This window comes from Shinella sp. SUS2 (genome assembly GCF_001262505.1).
Lineage (GTDB): Bacteria > Pseudomonadota > Alphaproteobacteria > Rhizobiales > Rhizobiaceae > Shinella.
In genome coordinates this window covers 41,398-59,110 of sequence record NZ_KQ410742.1, presented here as the reverse complement: position 1 = coordinate 59,110, position 17,713 = coordinate 41,398, and the positions used below count along the sequence as shown (strand labels likewise).

Annotated in this window: 12 protein-coding genes; 6 read left to right on the top strand and 6 right to left on the bottom strand. The window is 64.0% G+C overall.

Annotated features, from left to right (window positions below; translation table 11 throughout):
* Positions 1-3: 3 nt before the first annotated feature.
* The gene (locus AKG11_RS35480) at positions 4-720 is read right to left on the bottom strand and encodes an META domain-containing protein (RefSeq protein ID WP_156334140.1); all 717 of its coding nucleotides are present in this window, start codon (positions 718-720) and stop codon (positions 4-6) included.
* A gap of 190 nt (positions 721-910) precedes the next feature.
* On the opposite strand from AKG11_RS35480, the gene dxr reads away from it, so the two are divergent.
* Complete coding sequence (gene dxr, locus AKG11_RS26440) at positions 911-2,086, top strand: 1-deoxy-D-xylulose-5-phosphate reductoisomerase (protein WP_050746083.1); 1,176 nt, start codon at positions 911-913, stop codon at positions 2,084-2,086.
* A 20-nt stretch (positions 2,087-2,106) separates the two neighbouring features.
* On the opposite strand, the gene hemA is transcribed toward dxr, so the two are convergent.
* The 4 genes from hemA to AKG11_RS26420 all read right to left on the bottom strand — a co-directional run bounded on the left by hemA (position 2,107) and on the right by AKG11_RS26420 (position 7,324).
* A complete protein-coding gene (gene hemA, locus AKG11_RS26435; protein WP_050746082.1) occupies positions 2,107-3,321 on the bottom strand; it encodes a 5-aminolevulinate synthase in 1,215 nt (404 codons plus the stop codon).
* A 242-nt stretch (positions 3,322-3,563) separates the two neighbouring features.
* Positions 3,564-4,361: an FAD binding domain-containing protein gene (locus tag AKG11_RS26430; protein ID WP_050746081.1), complete on the bottom strand. Its 798-nt coding sequence runs from the start codon at positions 4,359-4,361 to the stop codon at positions 3,564-3,566.
* A gap of 11 nt (positions 4,362-4,372) precedes the next feature.
* Complete coding sequence (locus tag AKG11_RS26425; protein WP_050746121.1) at positions 4,373-6,724, bottom strand: xanthine dehydrogenase family protein molybdopterin-binding subunit; 2,352 nt, start codon at positions 6,722-6,724, stop codon at positions 4,373-4,375.
* A 108-nt stretch (positions 6,725-6,832) separates the two neighbouring features.
* Positions 6,833-7,324, bottom strand: a complete 492-nt coding sequence (locus tag AKG11_RS26420) for a (2Fe-2S)-binding protein (RefSeq protein ID WP_024271108.1) — start codon at positions 7,322-7,324, stop codon at positions 6,833-6,835.
* 464 nt (positions 7,325-7,788) lie between these two features.
* On the opposite strand from AKG11_RS26420, the gene AKG11_RS26415 reads away from it, so the two are divergent.
* From AKG11_RS26415 to AKG11_RS26395, 5 genes are all read left to right on the top strand, one after another.
* Positions 7,789-8,052: a YMGG-like glycine zipper-containing protein gene (locus tag AKG11_RS26415; protein ID WP_024271109.1), complete on the top strand. Its 264-nt coding sequence runs from the start codon at positions 7,789-7,791 to the stop codon at positions 8,050-8,052.
* 266 nt (positions 8,053-8,318) lie between these two features.
* Complete coding sequence (locus AKG11_RS26410) at positions 8,319-10,244, top strand: autotransporter assembly complex protein TamA (protein WP_050746080.1); 1,926 nt, start codon at positions 8,319-8,321, stop codon at positions 10,242-10,244.
* A 104-nt stretch (positions 10,245-10,348) separates the two neighbouring features.
* Positions 10,349-14,518 carry a translocation/assembly module TamB domain-containing protein gene (locus AKG11_RS26405; RefSeq protein ID WP_050746079.1) on the top strand — a complete coding sequence of 1,390 codons (4,170 nt, stop codon included), beginning with the start codon at positions 10,349-10,351 and terminating at the stop codon, positions 14,516-14,518.
* 207 nt (positions 14,519-14,725) lie between these two features.
* Positions 14,726-15,202, top strand: a complete 477-nt coding sequence (locus AKG11_RS26400) for a chemotaxis protein CheW (RefSeq protein WP_024271110.1) — start codon at positions 14,726-14,728, stop codon at positions 15,200-15,202.
* Positions 15,203-15,604: 402 nt separating this feature from the next.
* On the top strand, positions 15,605-17,374 hold the full coding sequence (locus tag AKG11_RS26395) for a methyl-accepting chemotaxis protein (protein ID WP_050746078.1): 1,770 nt from the start codon (positions 15,605-15,607) through the stop codon (positions 17,372-17,374).
* Between the two features lie 60 nt (positions 17,375-17,434).
* On the opposite strand, the gene AKG11_RS26390 is transcribed toward AKG11_RS26395, so the two are convergent.
* Positions 17,435-17,704, bottom strand: coding sequence for a formate dehydrogenase subunit delta (locus AKG11_RS26390; RefSeq protein ID WP_050746077.1), 270 nt, complete (start codon positions 17,702-17,704; stop codon positions 17,435-17,437).
* Positions 17,705-17,713 lie beyond the last annotated feature (9 nt).

Sequence of the window (17,713 nt, the reverse complement as noted above, 5' to 3'; positions counted from 1 at the left end):
GGATCAGCCGGTCTTGCGGCAGTTGACGCCTGGTGCGTTCTCGCCCTTGGTCAGGTCGTAGAGCGTCGCCTCGTCGCCCTTCGTCCACCATTCATACTGGCCGCCGGCATATTTGGCGCCGGAGGCGGACAGGACGTTGGCGGCGATGACCGTCTCTTCGGCGATTTTCAATACGGCAAGCGAATTCGTACCGGCATTGATATATTCGACGACGACGCGCTGCTCGGCGTCGCACTGGTAGTTGATCGTCTCGCGCGCCACGCTCTGTTCGGGTCCCGGTAGGCGGATGACGATGTCGGTGTTGTTCTTGAGGCCGGCAAGGCGGATCGCCGGGGCGCCTTCCTTGCCCGTCAGGTGCAGGATGCCGTTTTCGAGCTTCCACGAGGTGACGGTGCCGAGCGCGTCGAAGAATTTCTGTTCCTGGTCCATGATGGCCGGCGCGCACATTTTGCGCGTCGCGGCAGCGGGGGCAAAGGCGATGTTGCCGTTCTGCACCTTCAGCTTGCCACGATAGGTGTTGCAGCCGCCATTGCCGCCATAGGAGCCGTCCGGCTTGATCTCCAGCGTCGTCTGCAGGTCGTCGATGACACCATTGCCGCCGATATCCTCGGCAAGCCAGGTGCCGCCGAGACCACCCGGGACCGGCTCGTCGGCATAGGCCGGAGCTGCCGCCATGAAGGCGAGGCAGGCGAGGGTCCATACTCTCAGGCGTCGGTACACAGATTTCTCCAATCGCGTCAGGGCGGAAGACCGCTTTGCCGGGACGTTATGGCCGTCCGGGTGAAAAGGTCAAGCCGCGGGTTTGCGAAGACTGGCGCAGCCTTCGCTTTACAGCATTTCCATGACTTGTTGCAGGCGTCTTTCGCCTGTAGAGCCTTTTGTCGATAACAAGAAAATCGCGGACTTCACCATGGCTCCCGACGCGCGGCAAAAGCGCCGTATCACCATTCTCGGCTCGACAGGCTCCATCGGCACCAGCACGCTCGACGTGGTGCGCCAGCTCGGCGGGCAGGATCGCTACGAGGTGCTGGCGCTGACCGGCAACGGCAATGTCGACCTCCTCGCGGCGCAGGCGAAGGACTGCGGGGCGAAGATGGCGGTGACGGCGGACGAAAGCCGCTACAGTGCGTTGAAGGAAGCCCTTGCCGGCAGCGGTATCGAGGCGGCGGCGGGGCGAGCGGCGCTGCTGGAGGCAGCCTCCGGTGCGGCCGACTGGGTGATGGCGGCGATCGTCGGCACGGCAGGCCTTGCGCCGACGCTGGCTGCAGCAAGGAAGGGTGCGGACATCGCGCTCGCCAACAAGGAGTGCCTCGTGTCGGCGGGCGACCTCTTCGTCCGGGCCGTCGCCGAGGGCGGCGGGCGGCTGATCCCCGTCGACAGCGAACACAGCGCGATCTTCCAGGCGCTGGAGGACGACCAGCGCCATGCGCTCGAGCGGATCGTCCTGACGGCCTCCGGCGGACCGTTCCGCACCTGGAGCCGGGCGCAGATGGCCGATGTCACCGCCGATATCGCCCGCGCCCACCCCAACTGGTCGATGGGGCTGAAAATCTCGATCGGCAGCGCCTCCATGTTCAACAAGGCGCTGGAGATGATCGAGGCGAAGCACCTCTTCGACGTCAGACCGGAGCAGATCGAGGTGGTGGTGCATCCGCAGTCGATCATCCATTCGATGGTCGGTTATGTCGATGGATCGGTGCTGGCGCAGCTTGGCGCGCCGGACATGCGCACGGCGATCGGCTACGCGTTGACCTATCCCGAGCGTTCGCCGCTCAATGTCGACCGGCTGGATTTCGCAAAGCTGTCGCGGCTCGATTTCGAGGCGCCGGATGAAGAACGCTTCCCGGCGCTGCGGCTGGCCCGCACGGCGCTGACGCGCGGCGGCCTGCAGGGTGCGGTGATGAATGCGGCCGAGGAGGTGGCGTTCCACGCCTTTGTCGGCGGGCGCATCGGCTTCCTTGCCATGGCCGATATTGCCGAGGCGGTGATGGACAGGCTCACCCATCTGCCGCCGGCCGCGTCCATGGACGATGTCTTTGCCGCGGACGAAGAAGCCCGGCGGGTGGCCGCCGGGCTCATCGGATAGTCCTGGCTTACGCCGCGCTGTCAGGCGACGGCGCGGGCGAGCGCACAGCGCGACCAGAGCGAATGCAGGGCGCTTACAAGATGCTCGATATCGGCATCCGTGTGCAGCGGGGTCGGCGTGATGCGCAGGCGTTCGGTCTTCTTCGGCACCGTCGGGTAGTTGATCGGCTGGACGTAGATGCCGAAATTGTCGAGCAGCAGGTCCGAAATCCACTTGCACTTGGCCGCGTCGCCCACCATGACCGGCACGATATGGCTCGGATTGGGCATATGCGGAATGCCGTTGCGGTCGAGCAGGCTGCGCAGCTTGCGCACGCGTTCCTGGTGGGCAAAGCGCTCGACCTGGCTTTCCTTGAGATGGCGGATGGCAGCAGCCGCGCCGGCGGCGATCGTCGGCGGCAGCGAGGTCGTGAAGATGAAGCCGGAGGCGAAGGAGCGCACGAAGTCGCAGAGCGCCGCCGAGCCGGCGATGTAGCCGCCCATGACGCCGAAGGCCTTGCCGAGCGTGCCCTCGATGAGAGTGAGGCGGTGCATGAGGCCGTCGCGTTCGGCAATACCGCCGCCGCGCGGGCCGTACATGCCGACGGCGTGCACTTCGTCGAGATAGGTCATCGCGCCATATTTGTCGGCGAGGTCGCAGATCTCCTTGATGGGGGCGATATCGCCATCCATGGAGTAGACCGATTCAAAGGCGATCAGCTTCGGCGCCTTCGGGTCGGCGGCGGCAAGCTTGGCTTCGAGATCCTTGAGGTCGTTGTGCTTCCAGATCACCCGCTCGCATTTCGAGTGGCGGATGCCTTCGATCATCGAGGCGTGGTTTCCGGCATCGGAAAAACAGATGATGCCGGGGATCTTGGAACAGAGCGTGCCGAGCGCGGCCCAGTTGGACACATAGCCCGAGGTGAAGAGAAGCGCCGATTCCTTGCCGTGCAGGTCGGCGAGCTCGCGTTCGAGGAGGACGTGGTAGTGGTTGGTGCCGGAGATGTTGCGGGTGCCGCCGGCACCGGCGCCACAGTGATCGATGGCGAGCTTCATAGCCTCGGTCACCTTGGGGTGCTGGCCCATGCCGAGATAGTCGTTCGAGCACCAGACCGTGACGTCCTGCGGGCCGTTCGCCGTATGGCGGGTCGCTTTCGGGAAGTTGCCCTTCTGGCGTTCCAGGTCGGCGAAAACGCGGTAGCGGCCTTCCTGATGCAGGCCGTCCAGCTCGTTCTTGAAGTAGGTCTCGAAGTCCATCCAGAGTCTCCTGTCCGGCGGGAACCCGGACATCATCGTCGTTGGCGGTCGTTCAATCGGCTATATCAGGCGCCCGTTTCCCGCAACGGTATATGCTGCGGCAAATCGGCGCCACCTTTGAACCATTCCAATGTATCATAAGCCCCCAAAGGCCATTTCCTGTTGATGCATGTCAAGTCTGCATGAAAAAAGGACGGCCTCAACCGTCCTTTTAATCGAACAGTTTCACGTTTTTCGAGGGGTCAGGCGGCGGCGACGGCGCGCTTGGCCATGACCTTCACGAGATTGGCGCGGTATTCCGCGCTGCCGTGGATGTCCGAGAGTAGCTCGCCGGCATCGACGGTCATGATTGCTGCGGCATCGGGCGACCAGTTGGCGGACAGCGCCGCTTCCAGCCCGGCATGGCGGAAGACGCCGTTGGAGCCGGCACCCGTCACCGCCACCCGCACGCCGCCATCCCCCGCCTTCGCCACGAAAACACCGGCCATGGCGTAGCGCGAGGCCGGGTTAGGAAATTTGGAATAGGCGGCTCTTGCCGGTGCGTCGAAGGTCACGGCTACGACGATCTCACCGTCTTCCAGTGCGGTCTCGAAGAGGCCGGTGAAGAAGTCGTCGGCTGGGATCTCCCTGGCATTGGTGACGATCGTCGCACCCAGCGCCAGCACGGCGGAGGGATAGTCGGCGGCGGGGTCGTTGTTGGCGATGGAACCGCCGATCGTGCCCATATGCCGCACATGCGGGTCGCCGATATGGGAGGCGAGCTGGCAGATCGCCGGGCAGACGGCCTTTAACTCCGCCGAGGTCGAGACCTCGTAGTGCGTCGTGCCGGCGCCGATCCTCACCCGGCCGCCGTTGACGGAAATCCCCTTGAGGTCGGCTATGTGGCGCAGATCGACGAGGTCGGACGGTGCCGCCAGCCGCTGCTTCATGGTGGGGATGAGCGTCATGCCGCCGGAGACGTACTTCGCCTCGTCGGAGGACGACTGCAGCTTGACGGCCTCGGCGACCGAGGAGGCGCGATGGTAATTCGTGGCGTACATGGCTTCCTCCGTCAGTTGCCGGCTGCCAGCGCCGCTGCCCAGACCTTCTGGGGCGTTGCCGGCATGGTGAGGTCGTTGTTGCCGATGGCGTCGGTGATGGCGTTCATCAGCGCCGGCGGCGAGCCGATGGCGCCGGCCTCGCCGCAGCCTTTGATGCCGAGCGGATTGTTCGGGCAGGGCGTCACCTGGTGGGAGACCTGGAAAGAGGGCAGATCGTCGGCGCGGGGCATGGTGTAGTCCATGTAGCTCGCCGTCAGGAGCTGGCCCGTCTCCGGATCGTAATGCACGCCTTCGAGCAGGGCCTGGCCGATGCCCTGGGCGATGCCGCCATGCACCTGGCCCTCGACGATCATCGGATTGATGATGTTGCCGAAATCGTCGGCGGCAACGAACTGGATGATCCTGGTCTTGCCGGTTTCCGGATCGACCTCGACCTCCGCGATGTAGCAGCCGGCGGGGAAGGTGAAGTTGGACGGATCGTAGAAGGCGCCTTCCTTCAGGCCCGGCTCCATGCCGGAGGGCAGGTTGTGCGCGGTATACGCGGCAAGGGCCATCTGGAACCACGGCACCGACTTGTCCGTGCCGGCGACCTTCAGCGCGCCGTTCTCGATGACGATATCGCTCTCGTCAGCCTCCATCAGGTGGGCGGCGATCTTCTTGGCCTTGGCCTCCACCTTGTCGAGCGCCTTGACGACGGCGGACATGCCGACGGCGCCGGAGCGCGAGCCGTAGGTACCCATGCCCATCTGCACCTTGTCGGTGTCGCCGTGCACGATGGAGACGCTGTCGATCGGCACACCGAAGCGCTCGGCGACGAGCTGGGCGAAGGTCGTCTCATGGCCCTGGCCGTGGCTGTGCGAACCGGTCAGCACCTCGATCGTGCCGACGGCGTTGACGCGCACCTCGGCCGATTCCCAGAGGCCGACGCCGGCCCCGAGCGAACCGACCGCCGCCGACGGGGCGATGCCGCAGGCCTCGATGTAGCAGCTCATGCCGATGCCGCGCTTCATGCCACGGCTTGCGGCCTCCGCCTTGCGGGCCGGAAAGCCGTTCCAGTCGGCAGCCGCCATGGCGGCCTCGAGCGAGGCTTCGTAGTCGCCGGCATCGTAGTTCATGATGACGGGCGTCTGGTGGGGGAAGGAGCGGATGAAGTTGATGCGGCGAAGCTCTGCCGGCGAAACGCCGAGTTCGCGCGCCGCTGTCTCCATGGTGCGCTCGAGCAGGTAGGTGGCTTCCGGTCGTCCGGCGCCGCGATAGGCGTCGACGGCGACCGTGTTGGTATAGACCGCGCGCACATTGGCGTGGATCGCCGGGAAATCATACTGTCCGGAGAGCAGGGTTGCGTAGAGATAGGTCGGCACGGCCGAGGAGAAGAGCGACATGTAGGCGCCGAAATTGGCGATGGTATCGACCTTCAGCGCTGTGACGCGGTTGTTCGCATCGAAGGCCATCTTGACGGTCGAGACGTGATCGCGGCCATGCGCATCCGTCAGGAAGGCCTCGGTGCGGTCGCTCGTCCATTTTACCGGCACGCCCGAGCGCTTCGAGGCCCACAGACAGACGATCTCTTCCGGATAGATGTAGATCTTCGAGCCGAAACCGCCGCCGACGTCGGGCGCGATGACGCGCAGCTTGTTTTCCGGCGCCACATTGTAGAAGGCGCTCATGACGAGACGCGCGACATGCGGGTTCTGGCTCGTCGTGTAGCAGGTGTAGTGGTCCTCGGCCGAATCGTAGATGCCGAGCGCAGCGCGCGGCTCCATCGGGTTCGGGGCAAGCCGGTTGTTGACGATCTTCATCTCCGTGACATGGGCGGCCGCGGCGATGGCCGCGTCGGTGGCGGCGCTGTCGCCGATCTCCCAGTCATAGATGAGGTTGCCGGGGGCTTCCGGATGGAGCTGCGGCTGGCCGGCTTCCAGCGCCTTCACCGCATCGGTGACGGCCGGCAGCACCTCGTAGTCGACCACCACGGCCTCGGCCGCATCGCGTGCCTCGCCCAAACTGTCGGCGACAACGACGGCGACGGCATCGCCGACATAGCGCACCGTCTCGTGCGCGATCGGCCGCCAGGCGCCCATCTTCATCGGCGAACCGTCCTTGGAATGGATCATCCAGCCGCAGATCAGATTGCCGATGCCGTCGTCGAGCATCTGCTTGCCGTTAAGCACGGCGATGACGCCGGGCATGTCCGCCGCCGCTGCCGTATCGATGCTCTTGATCTTCGCGTGTGCATGCGGCGAGCGCACGAAGGCCGCATAACGCATGCCCGGCACGGACATGTCGTCCGTGTAGCGGCCCTGGCCCATGAGAAACCGCTTGTCTTCCTTTCGCGCGACGCGCGCGCCGATGCCTTCGACACCCATCTTCATCTCCTCCAGAGAAATGAGGCAGCAGGTGTTGGCCAAGGGGCGTTCGGGCTTTCACCGTCGCACAATTGGCCGCCCTGCTGGCTTCTGCCTATTGCGTAACGCCTACTGCGCTGCCTGCTGGCCTGCCGCGCCCATTTCCTCGGCGGCGGCCAGGATGGCCTTGACGATGTTGTGGTAGCCGGTGCATCGACAGATATTGCCTTCGAGGTTGTCGCGCACCGTCTGTTCGTCGAGTTTCGCGCCGTAGCGGTTGATCATATCGACCGCGGTCATCACCATGCCGGGCGTGCAGAAACCGCATTGCAGGCCATGGTTGGCCTTGAAGGCGGCCTGGACGGGGTGCAGCTCGCCATTGGCCGCAAGGCCTTCAATGGTAAGGATCTCGGCGCCGGCGGCCTGGGCCGCGAGGATCGAACAGCTCTTCACCGCCTTGCCGTCCATATGCACGACACAGGCCCCGCACTGGGAGGTATCGCAGCCGACATGGGTTCCGGTAAGACTGAGCTGGTCGCGGATGAAATGGACAAGCAGCGTGCGGTCCTCGCACTCGCGGCTCACCTTTCGGCCATTGACGGTCATTGCCACTTTCGCCATGCGTTCCTCCCTGGCGGTTCATTGTCCGCTGGAACGATCGATCCGACGTCACATGCAGCTGGCGTCCTCGCGACGCGGGCCTGGGATCAAACGACACCAGCATTGTCTCTTCGCGTGCACTGCATTCGTAGCGGGATGCCGCCTGGCTGTTCCTCCAACCGCCGGTGCGACATCAACAATCATATCATTTGACGTTTTGCGGCGGCGATCAACCGGTACTTTCAGGCAATTGCGAAATTTCTCGTGACCGGTCGAAGTGTCGGGACCAATCAAACGAAACGGAAACGATATTTATTCGCGCGCCAAAAAAATACTTCAACGCCATGGACTTCCCGATTTCCGGGTATATTTTCGATCTCGGACAAACCTCACCGTTGAAGACGGCCGCGGTATGTTGCCTGAGTAGAAGGGGATAGGGCGGACCCGGCAAACGCGGCCGCCGCTCAACTTTGGAGAACATCTTCATGAAGAAAGTCATTGCGCTCGTTCTGGTCGGTCTGGCCGTGGCCGGCTGCACGCAGACGGAAAAGGGTGCGGGTATCGGCGCCGTCTCCGGCGCGATCATCGGCGGTGCCATTACGGGCGACGTTCGCGGTGCAGCCGTCGGCGCGGCCATCGGTGGCGTTTCGGGTGCCGTCATCGGGTCCGTCGCAGAACAGCCGGGCCAGTGCTACTACCGTGACCGCTACGGTCGTCGCTATATCGACCGTTGCCCGTCAGGTTACTAAGGCCTAGACTTGCAACCTATGCGAAGCCCCGGAGTGTCTCCGGGGCTTTTGCTTTGACGAGTGTGGCGTAAAATCACCGCTCCAGTGCTTCAAATCTTGTTTCCATCCGTGTAAAACCGCCGTTAACATTACGGAAAACCTAACGCGTTAGGGTCTTTTCCTGCCTGAAAGCTCCGTATGAGACGGGGCGCCTGAAGTTTGTGACGGAAGCTGTCGGTTTGCCGCGCGCACCGCACCTGAAGGAGAAAGGCGACGGATAGCTGCGGATGCGGGATAAAGTGAACCGGCCGGAAAAGAGTTTTGCGTTTCTGAGAGCTGGCACCGCGCTTGCGGTTGCGGCCTCCCTGCTGTGCGGCCCCTTGTCTGCCGGGCCAGCCTCTGCCTTCGAAATTTTCGGCATGAAATTCTTCGAGGACGACGAAGAGGCTGCCACCGCCGTCATCGATCCCGTGAACTACACGCTGACGCTCGATCCCGGAACGGATGATGACGACCTCAAGGACGCGATCGAGAACACCGCGCGCCTGAAACAGGACGAGGGCAAGCCGGTGTCCGGCGATCTCGGCCTTGTCATCAAGGCCCGCGACGACCGCGACCGCATCCTCGCTGCGCTTTATGAGAAGGCGCGTTATGGCGGTGTTGTGAATGTGACGGTTGCCGGCCAGGATCTCGATTCCCTGCCGCCCAACCCTGAATTCAACCACAGCGGCGCCATTCCGGTGACAATCACCGTCCAGCCCGGCCCGGCCTTCACCTTTGGTGACGTCGCCTTTGCCGGCGACGCAGAGGGGCGCAATCCGGCCGACTATGGACTGGTGCCCGGTGCGCGGGCCGATTCCACCCTCATCCTGAAAGCAGGCGAGAAGGTCGTCGTTGACCTGAAGGCCGAAGGCCGGCCTCTTGCCAGGCTCGTCGAACGCAATGCGACGGCGGACCACAAGACGCAGACCGTCGACGTTGTGATCTCGGCCGAAGGCGGACCGGTCGCGCCCGTCGGCGAAGTCGGCGTTTCCGGCACCAAGACGGTCGATCCGGCCTTCGTGCAGCGTTATTCGCGCATCAATGCCGGCCAGCCCTATTCGCCGGAAGCGCTCAACAAGGCGGCGGAGCGGCTGCGCACGCTCGGCGTCTTCTCCAGCGTGACGATCCGCGAGGCCGACAAGCTGGCGCCGGACGGTTCGTTGCCGATGACGATCGAGGTCTCCGAAGGCAAGCACCGCTATTTCGGTGTTGGTGCGCAATATTCGAATACGGACGGCCTCGGCCTGCAGGGCTATTGGGGGCACCGCAATCTTTTCGGGGAGGCCGAATCCCTGCGCCTGGAAGGATCGGTCAACCGCATCGGTGAGTCGGATATCAGCAATCTCGACTATTCGGCCGGCATCCTCTTCTCCAAGCCCGGCGCGTTCGGGCCGGCCTCGACCTTCAATGCCAGCCTCAAGGCCTCGATCGTCGATCCCGACGCCTACAAGGCGTTCACCACCACGGCGGCGGCCGGTGTCACCATCGAGCTTTCCGACAGGGACACGGTCAGCGCGGGCGGCGAGGTGATGTGGAGCGATGTCGAGGACGCCTTCGGCAACAACAACTATCTCACCGTCGCCATCCCGATCGAATATGTACGCGACACGCGCGACGACAAGCTGAATCCGACGGAAGGCTATCGCGCGATGATCAACGCGAAGCCCAGCTACGAGATCGATCGGGGCACCTTCTTCTCCAGCTTCGAAGGCGCGATCACCGGCTACCAGGCATTCGGCGAGGAAAAGCGCTTCGTTTTGGCCGGGAAGCTCGCTGCCGGCACGATCATCGGTGGCGACGAGCTGTCCGATATTCCGGCGACGCGGCGCTTCTTCCTTGGCGGCGGCGGCACGGTGCGTGGTTACGGCTATCAGGAGATCTCGCCGCGTGACGGCCGCAACAAGCTGCTCGGCGGCCGTTCCTATGTTGCGGCCACGGCCGAGGCGCGCATCGGCGTCACCGAGACGATCGGCGTCGTGCCCTTCATCGATGTCGGCACGGTTTCGACAGACGAAGTGCCCGACTTCAAGGATATCAGGGCTGGCGCCGGTATCGGCCTTCGCTATGCGACGCCGTTCGGCCCGCTGCGTCTCGACGTCGCGGTGCCGCTGAAGAAATATCCCGGTGGAACGTCCTTCGGGGTCTATGCCGGTATCGGCCAGTCCTTCTGACTGTCGCCCCAATTTTCGTCTAGACTCTTGATTGCTCGCGCGATTCGGATTCAAGACGTTGTGGAGCGACCCCGGCGCTCCCCCGCACGCGAAATGGATGACGCATGAACAGGCTGTCCCGAATTCTCCGCGCCACGCTCCGTTTTATCGGCTATGGCCTTGCCGTTCTTGTGGTTCTTCTTGCCGGTCTCGTCGGTTTCATCGGTTTTACCGATGCGGGTGCGCGTTTTGCCGTGTCGCAGGCGGAGAAGATCGCCGCTGCGAGCGGTCAGGTGATCTCGATCAGCGAACCCTCCGGCCTTCTCACCGGCAAGCTCCGCGCCGGCTCGATCGCGCTTGGCGATGCCAGGGGCACCTATGCGGAGATCCGCGACCTCGCGGTCGACTGGTCGCCGCTCCAGCTTCTCTTCTTCAGCTTCGAAGCCGAACGTGTCTCCGCCTCTTCCGTCTCGCTCCTGCGTCTGCCCGAGCCAAAGGCGGATGCGGAGCCTTCCGACACGCCGTTCACCCTGCCCGTGGAAGTACATGTCGGCGCGCTTGATGTGCCGGAACTCTTTGTGTCGGGCACGGTCGCCGGCCGGGACCAGCGTATCGTCGTCTCCGGCAGCGGTGATGCGACGGCCGAAAGCGTTGCGGTCAAGCTCTCCGCTTCGGAAAAGGCGCGGCCGGATGCACGCGTCGCCGCCGATATCGTCTTCAACCCTGCCGACAACGAGCTTCGTCTTGAGGCCGATGTCGCCGAGCCGAAGGGCGGGCTGCTCGCGGCGCTGCTCAAGCTGCCGAACGACCCTGCCGTCACGATCCGCCTTACGGGCGACGGTCCGCTTTCCGAATGGACGGGCCGGCTGTCTGCTGCGCTCGACGGCACGGAAATGCTGCGGGTCGACGGACGCCACGACCTTGCGACGAACGGCCTGCACACGATCGCCCTCAGTGGCGGCGGCACTTTCGACGCGCTGATGCCGCCGCAGCTTCGCCCGCTCTTTGCCGGTGAAACGGGCATCGACGTCGTCGCCGCCTTCGACGGTTCGGACATGTTGCGCATTGAGAAGGGCTCGATCTCGACGGGCGCCATGACCCTTGCCGCCTCGGGTACGGTCAGCGCCAAGGGTGCCAACGACCTCGACGTCAAATTTTCGGGCAAGGACGGGCCGGTCGATTTCCGTTGGCCGCTCGCCGAGGGCGATGCGCGCGTGCTGATCGAAGGTGCCGATCTGTCGCTGACGGGCGAGGCGACCGCGGCAGCGCTCGAAGCCAATGCAACGGTCGTTTCGGCCGAACTGCCAGCCGGGCGGGTGGAGAACATCCGCCTGACGGCAAAAAGCGAAGCGTTCAATGTGGCGAGCCAGTCCGGCCGTATCGATGCCGTGCTCGAAACCGGCATGACGGCCTTTGCCAGTGCTGATGTCGACCGTACGGTGAAGGGGCCGGCGAAGCTGGTAGCGACGCTCACCGTCTCGCCTGACGAGATCGCCTTCGATCCCGCGACGCTCGAAAGCGCCAGCATCGGCGGTACGCTGTCGGGCCGCTATGGGTTGAAGAGCCGTGAGGCCGATGTCAATTTCCGTCTCTTCGCGCTGCCGGCCGTGCTGCCGCCGGCGCTGGCCGGCAAATTCGACACGACGATTGCGATGGAGGGACGGGTCCAGCTGGCGGGCGATGGTGCCGTTCAGGTTTCCGGGCTTCAGGTCAAGTCCGGTACGCTGGAGACGGCGGGCACGGTCTCGCTCGGTAACGGTGCGCTCGATGCCGCCTTGACCGGCAAGGTACTGAACCTTGGCAGGCTGCTCGCCGATGCGGCGGGCGAAGCGGCCTTCGAGCTTTCCGCCACCGGTCCCGTTGCGGGGCTCGATGTGTCCGCCAAGGTCACGTCGAGCGGGGCAACCCTCTCCGGCCGCACGCTCAGCGACCTCGTGGTCACGCTGACCGGCAAGGCCGTTGCCGACAGCCCGTCCGGCGAATTGACGGCGACCGGTGCGCTTGATGGCCAGCCGATCAACGTGCGCTCCAGCATCACCTCGGAAGGCGGTCGCATTGCCGTGCCGGTGCTGGAAGCGGAAATCGGTCCCAACACGCTGAAGGGCTCGCTCACGCTGGCGGAGAACTTCATGCCTGACGGCACGATCCGCTTCGATTTTCCTGATCTTAGCCTTCTCGCCGCCATGGCTGGCCAGAAGGCGGCGGGCGATCTCTCCGGGCAGGTGGAAATCGCGACCGGCAATGGCCGAACGTCGGCGACCATCCAGGCCTCCGGTTCCGCCATCCGCCGCGATGCTCTCAGCATCACCAAGCCGGCGGTCGATCTCACCATCGCCGACCTCGCCACCGCGGCGATTACTGGCACGGTGCGCGCCGAGCGGGTGGCCTCGGGTGAGAACCGGCTCGAAGCGCTAAAGCTCGGTTTTTCGCGCGAAGGGCAGGCGACCAATTTCGATCTTACCGGCCGCCTCGACGGTGCGCCGCTTCTAACGAAGGGCAAGGTCATCCAGCGCGACGGTGGGCTGGATGTCGCCCTGCAGGCCTTCGAGGCCGCACCGCGGCGCATTGCCTTGAAACTGGCCAAGCCGACGACGATCGGCGTCACCAACGGCGTCGCCTCGCTCGACGGGCTGACGATCCAGGCCGGCCGCGGCTCCATTGCGGTCACGGGCCGCGCGGGTGAAGCGCTCGATCTGTCCGTTCGCCTCTCCGCGCTGCCGGCTGCGCTGGTCAACAATTTTGCCGACGGCCTTGGTGCGGAAGGCACGATCGGCGGCACGGTTACGGTTAAGGGACGCGCGGCGGCGCCCGTCGTCAACTACGCGCTGGACTGGGGCGGGGCGGTAACGAGCCAGACCCGCGGCGCGGGCATCGGCGCGCTCACCATCACTGCCAAGGGGGAATTTTCCAACAACCAGGTCCGGCTCGATACGGTGCTTTCGGGCGGTGGCGGTTTGTCCTTCCGCGGCGGCGGTACGGTCGGCATCGGCGGGGCGACGCCGCTCGGGCTCAAGTTCAACGGCACGGTGCCGTTCGGCCTGCTGCAGGGTCAGCTGTCCGCCCAGGGCTTTGTCCTGACCGGCAATGCCAATGTCGATCTCTCCATCGGCGGCACGGCGGCCGCACCCTCGATTACCGGCAGCATCACGGCCGGCGGCGCGCGGCTTGTCGATGTGCGCCGCAACCTCGCGGTGGAGAACCTGACGGTCCGCGTTACGATGGACGGGCGGCAGGCAGTGATCGAGACGGTCTCCGGCAAGCTTGCCAGCGGTGGCCAGCTGTCAGCCAGCGGGCGCGTCGGCATCGACCCGGCGAGCGGTTTTCCGGTCGACGTCGCCGTCAAGCTCGGCGACATCACCTATGTCGACGGCACGCTGGTGACGGCGAATGTCGCAGGTGACCTGACGCTGAAGGGACCCGTGGCGGGGCTTTCGCTCGGCGGCAAGGTGCGCATCAACAAGGCGAACATCACCATTCCCCAAAAGCTGCCGGCCTCGCTCTCCGAAATTGACATCAAGCACCGCAATGCGCCGGCCGACGTCAAGCGCATGACGGCGGACGTGCAGCGCGACCAGGGCAGCAGCGGCGCTTCGCGCGGCATCGCGCTCGACCTTACCATCGAGGCGCCGGGCCAGCTCTTCGTGCGCGGCCGCGGCATCAATGCGGAACTTGGCGGCAGCCTGAAGATCACGGGTACGTCCGCCTCGCCGGTCGTTTCCGGCGGTTTCGAATTGGAGCGTGGACGCATGGAGATCCTGACGCGCCGTCTCGATTTCACCAGTGCCCATATCGGTTTTGCCGGCGGCCTTGTGCCGACGGTCAATCTGGTGGCCGGCAGCACGGCCGGCTCGACGGAAATCACGGTGACGGTGGCGGGCCTTGCCAACAACCCGACCGTTACCTTCGCCTCTTCGCCTTCGCTGCCGCAGGACGAAATCCTGGCGCAGCTGATCTTCAACCGCTCCATGTCGAACCTCTCGGCGGTGCAGATCGCCCAGCTTGCCTCCGCCGCCAGCCAGCTCGCCGGCGGCAGTTCGACCGGTCTGCTTGACAGCCTGCGCAGCAAGCTCGGCGTCGACGATCTCGACATCACGACGGATGCGGAAGGCCGGGCGGCGGTCTCGGCGGGGAAGTATCTCAACGAGCGGACCTATATCGAGTTAAAGCAGGACCCGGAGACGAACGGCGCCAAGGCGGTCATCAACCTCGATGTCGGCCGTGGCCTGAAGCTACGCGGCGAGGCGGGCAGTGGCGGCAGCGCAGGCGCGGGTATCTTCTACGAGAAGGAATATTGAGGGCATTGCTGAGGCTGACGGGCGCTCCCGCCTGGATGGGATGATTGCCGGCTCCTGCAAATGGTAGGGTCGGAAAAAGTGCAAGGCTCCGTGGCGACGCGGAGCCTTTTGCATGCAGGGCGCAACAAATCGCGGCGCGTTTGAAAGATTTTAACCAGAGCGTGCATAGGATCGGGACACGAAGCAGATGAAACTGGAAAGATCCCGATGTCCTCCATCAAGACGACCGGCTTTGCCGGCGACACGCTCGAAATCATCGCATTCCGCCTGCACGATCAGGAATTCTGCGTGAAGACGACCACGATCCGCGAAATCCGCGGCTGGGCGCCGTCCACGCCGATCCCGCACTCGCCGCCTGACGTCATCGGCGTGATGAACCTTCGCGGCACGGTGATCCCGATCATCGACCTCGCTCACAAGCTCGGCATGAAGAGCACCGAGGCAAACGAGCGCAGTGCCATCGTGGTCGCCGAAGTGCACAGCATGGTCGTCGGCCTCGTCGTCGATCGGGTCTCCGACATCCTCACCATCCGCAGTGAGCAGATCCAGCCGGTGCCGGAAGTGACGACCTCCTTCGACAAAGTCTATGCGGAGGGCATCATCGCCCATGAAAACGGCATGATCTGCTTCCTCAACCTTGCGCGCATGTTCAAGGAGCGCGAAGTGGAGGACATGGCGGCCTGATCCGCCCGCTTTATCGCTGAAATCCTGAGACCGCCGTACGATTGTACGGCGGTTTTTTTATGTTTCTCGGCTTGTGCAACTTTTGCGTGTTTCAGGACTCGCCGTCTGGAGCGCCTACCTGACGTTACGTAAGCATCATGTTTTCAGGTATGCTATAAGTCATTGTTATATAATAGATCTAAAATATCGCTGTTTGTTTTTCATCAATTCTTAAGTCTGTGTCGCCATCTTTGATTGCAGATGCGCATTCCGTCGCTCTGGCATGATGCCTCTCGCGAAGATTGTACTTACCGTTGCCAGCGTATGACCGTTAAAGCGGGTCATATCTGGGCATCAACACACGACGATCACCACGCGCACAATTTTGAAGAAGACCGTGGTCATCGCACAGAGGGACAGGTCATGCTTTCATTTGCGAAATCCATGGATGCGGGCCACATCTTCGACGCGCTGTCGCGTTCACAGGCCGTGATCCAGTTTGATCCCAAGGGAACCATCCTCACCGCCAACGAGAATTTCTGCCGGGCGCTCGGCTACGACTTGAAGGACATCGTCGGTCAGCACCATCGCATGTTCTGCGAGGCGGCCTACACGGCCAGCGAGGAGTATCGCCAGTTTTGGGCACATCTCGGACGTGGCGAATACGATTCGAACAGCTACAAGCGCCTGCGCAAGGACGGCAGCGAAATCTGGATCCAGGCGACCTACAATCCGGTCTTTCGCGGCGGCAAGCCCTACAAGGTCGTCAAGTTCGCCAGTAACATCACCGAAGCGAAGAGGCGTGCGGCGGAGGATGCGAGCAAGCTCGACGCGATCTCCCGTTCGCAGGCCGTGATCGAGTTTACGCCGACCGGCGAAATCCTGCACGCCAACGAGAATTTCTGCACCGCGCTCGGTTATGATCTGTCCGAAATCCGCGGAAAGCATCATCGCATGTTCTGCGATCCGGCCTATGTGCAGACCGCGGCCTATGCGGATTTCTGGAAGAGCCTTGCCGAGGGCCGCTTCATCTCCAACGAGTTCGTGCGTTACGGCAAGGGTGGTCGCGAGATCTGGATCCAGGCGGCTTACAATCCGATCCGCGACCTTTCCGGCCGGGTCTACAAGGTGGTCAAGTTTGCCACCGATGTTACCGAGCGCATGTCGGCGATCAAGGCGCTCGGCATGGCGCTGAAGGCATTGGCCGGGGGCGATCTGACGCAAAATCTCGCAACGCCTTTCGTGCCGTCCATGGAAACGGTGCGCAGGGACTTCAACGAAGCTGTCGCCGGCCTTCATGATGCCATGCGCACCGTCGAGACCAATGCCAATGCGATCGCGTCGGGCGCACAGGAAATCCGCTCTGCCGCCGACGATCTGGCAAGGCGCACCGAGCAGCAGGCGGCCTCCGTGGAGGAAACTGCGGCCGCTCTCGACGAGATCACCACCACGGTCGGTGATTCGAGCCGGCGGGCCGATGAGGCAGGAACGCTGGTAAGCAAGACACGGGCGGGTGCGGAAAAATCCGGCGTGGTCGTCCGCAAGGCGATCGACGCGATGGGGCAGATCGAGCAGTCCTCGCGTGAAATCTCCAACATTCTCGGCGTCATCGACGACATCGCCTTTCAGACCAACCTTCTGGCGCTGAACGCCGGTGTCGAGGCGGCGCGGGCGGGCGAGGCGGGCAAAGGCTTCGCCGTCGTGGCGCAGGAGGTGCGGGAACTGGCCCAGCGGTCGGCCAGCGCCGCCAAGGACATCAAGGCCCTGATCGCCACATCGGGCGAGCAGGTCAAGAGCGGTGTGGCGCTGGTCGATGAGACCGGACGGGCGCTTCAGGAGATCCTGGCGCAGGTCCAGGACGTGCACACCAACGTGGCGGCGATCGTCGAGGCGTCGCGCGAGCAATCGACCGGGCTTCGAGAGATCAACCAGTCGGTCAATGCGATGGACCAGGCGACGCAGCAGAATGCGGCCATGGTCGAGGAAAGCACGGCCGCCAGCCATGCCATGGCGCGCGAGGCGGATGCGCTGCATGCGCTCATCCGCCGGTTCCAGCTTGCCGGCAACACTGCCCAGCCGGTCCAGCGGGCACCCACGCCTGCACCGGTATCACAACTTCATGCCGTGGCCCGCACCCTGCGGGCGCCGCGAGGCTCCACGGCGCAGGCAGCGGAGAACTGGGAAGAGTTCTAAGCGGTCCGCGGCATGAAAAACGGCCGGCAGCGATGCCGGCCGTTTGCGTTTGAGGATTGGTCAGGGGGCTGTTGGAGCCTTCGCTCCGGCCGCAGCCGGGATTTCGGCTGGCGGCGGGCGGTGGATCATCGGCACCGCCGCGAGGACGAGGGAATCAAGGCCTTCGCCGGCGTGGTTGTCGACGATATCGAAGAGTTGCCGGCGCATGCGCGGCTCCCAGAACTTGTTGATATGGGTCGCCACGCCGTTCGGGCCCTCGCTCTTGGGCTGTGAGTGGAAGAAGGTGGCGATCTGGTTCGCCATCCTGGGAATCTTGCTGCCTTCCGACATTCCTGTCTC

Bases quoted from the DNA above. Each gene is read 5' to 3' on its own strand.
- dxr (WP_050746083.1), top strand. From the start codon at position 911: ATGGCTCCCGACGCGCGGCAAAAGCGCCGTATCACCATTCTCGGCTCG.
- hemA (WP_050746082.1), bottom strand. From the start codon at position 3,321: ATGGACTTCGAGACCTACTTCAAGAACGAGCTGGACGGCCTGCATCAG.
- AKG11_RS26430 (WP_050746081.1), bottom strand. From the start codon at position 4,361: ATGTACGCCACGAATTACCATCGCGCCTCCTCGGTCGCCGAGGCCGTC.
- AKG11_RS26425 (WP_050746121.1), bottom strand. From the start codon at position 6,724: ATGGGTGTCGAAGGCATCGGCGCGCGCGTCGCGCGAAAGGAAGACAAG.
- AKG11_RS26420 (WP_024271108.1), bottom strand. From the start codon at position 7,324: ATGGCGAAAGTGGCAATGACCGTCAATGGCCGAAAGGTGAGCCGCGAG.
- AKG11_RS26415 (WP_024271109.1), top strand. From the start codon at position 7,789: ATGAAGAAAGTCATTGCGCTCGTTCTGGTCGGTCTGGCCGTGGCCGGC.
- AKG11_RS26410 (WP_050746080.1), top strand. From the start codon at position 8,319: ATGCGGGATAAAGTGAACCGGCCGGAAAAGAGTTTTGCGTTTCTGAGA.
- AKG11_RS26405 (WP_050746079.1), top strand. From the start codon at position 10,349: ATGAACAGGCTGTCCCGAATTCTCCGCGCCACGCTCCGTTTTATCGGC.
- AKG11_RS26400 (WP_024271110.1), top strand. From the start codon at position 14,726: ATGTCCTCCATCAAGACGACCGGCTTTGCCGGCGACACGCTCGAAATC.
- AKG11_RS26395 (WP_050746078.1), top strand. From the start codon at position 15,605: ATGCTTTCATTTGCGAAATCCATGGATGCGGGCCACATCTTCGACGCG.
- AKG11_RS26390 (WP_050746077.1), bottom strand. From the start codon at position 17,704: ATGTCGGAAGGCAGCAAGATTCCCAGGATGGCGAACCAGATCGCCACC.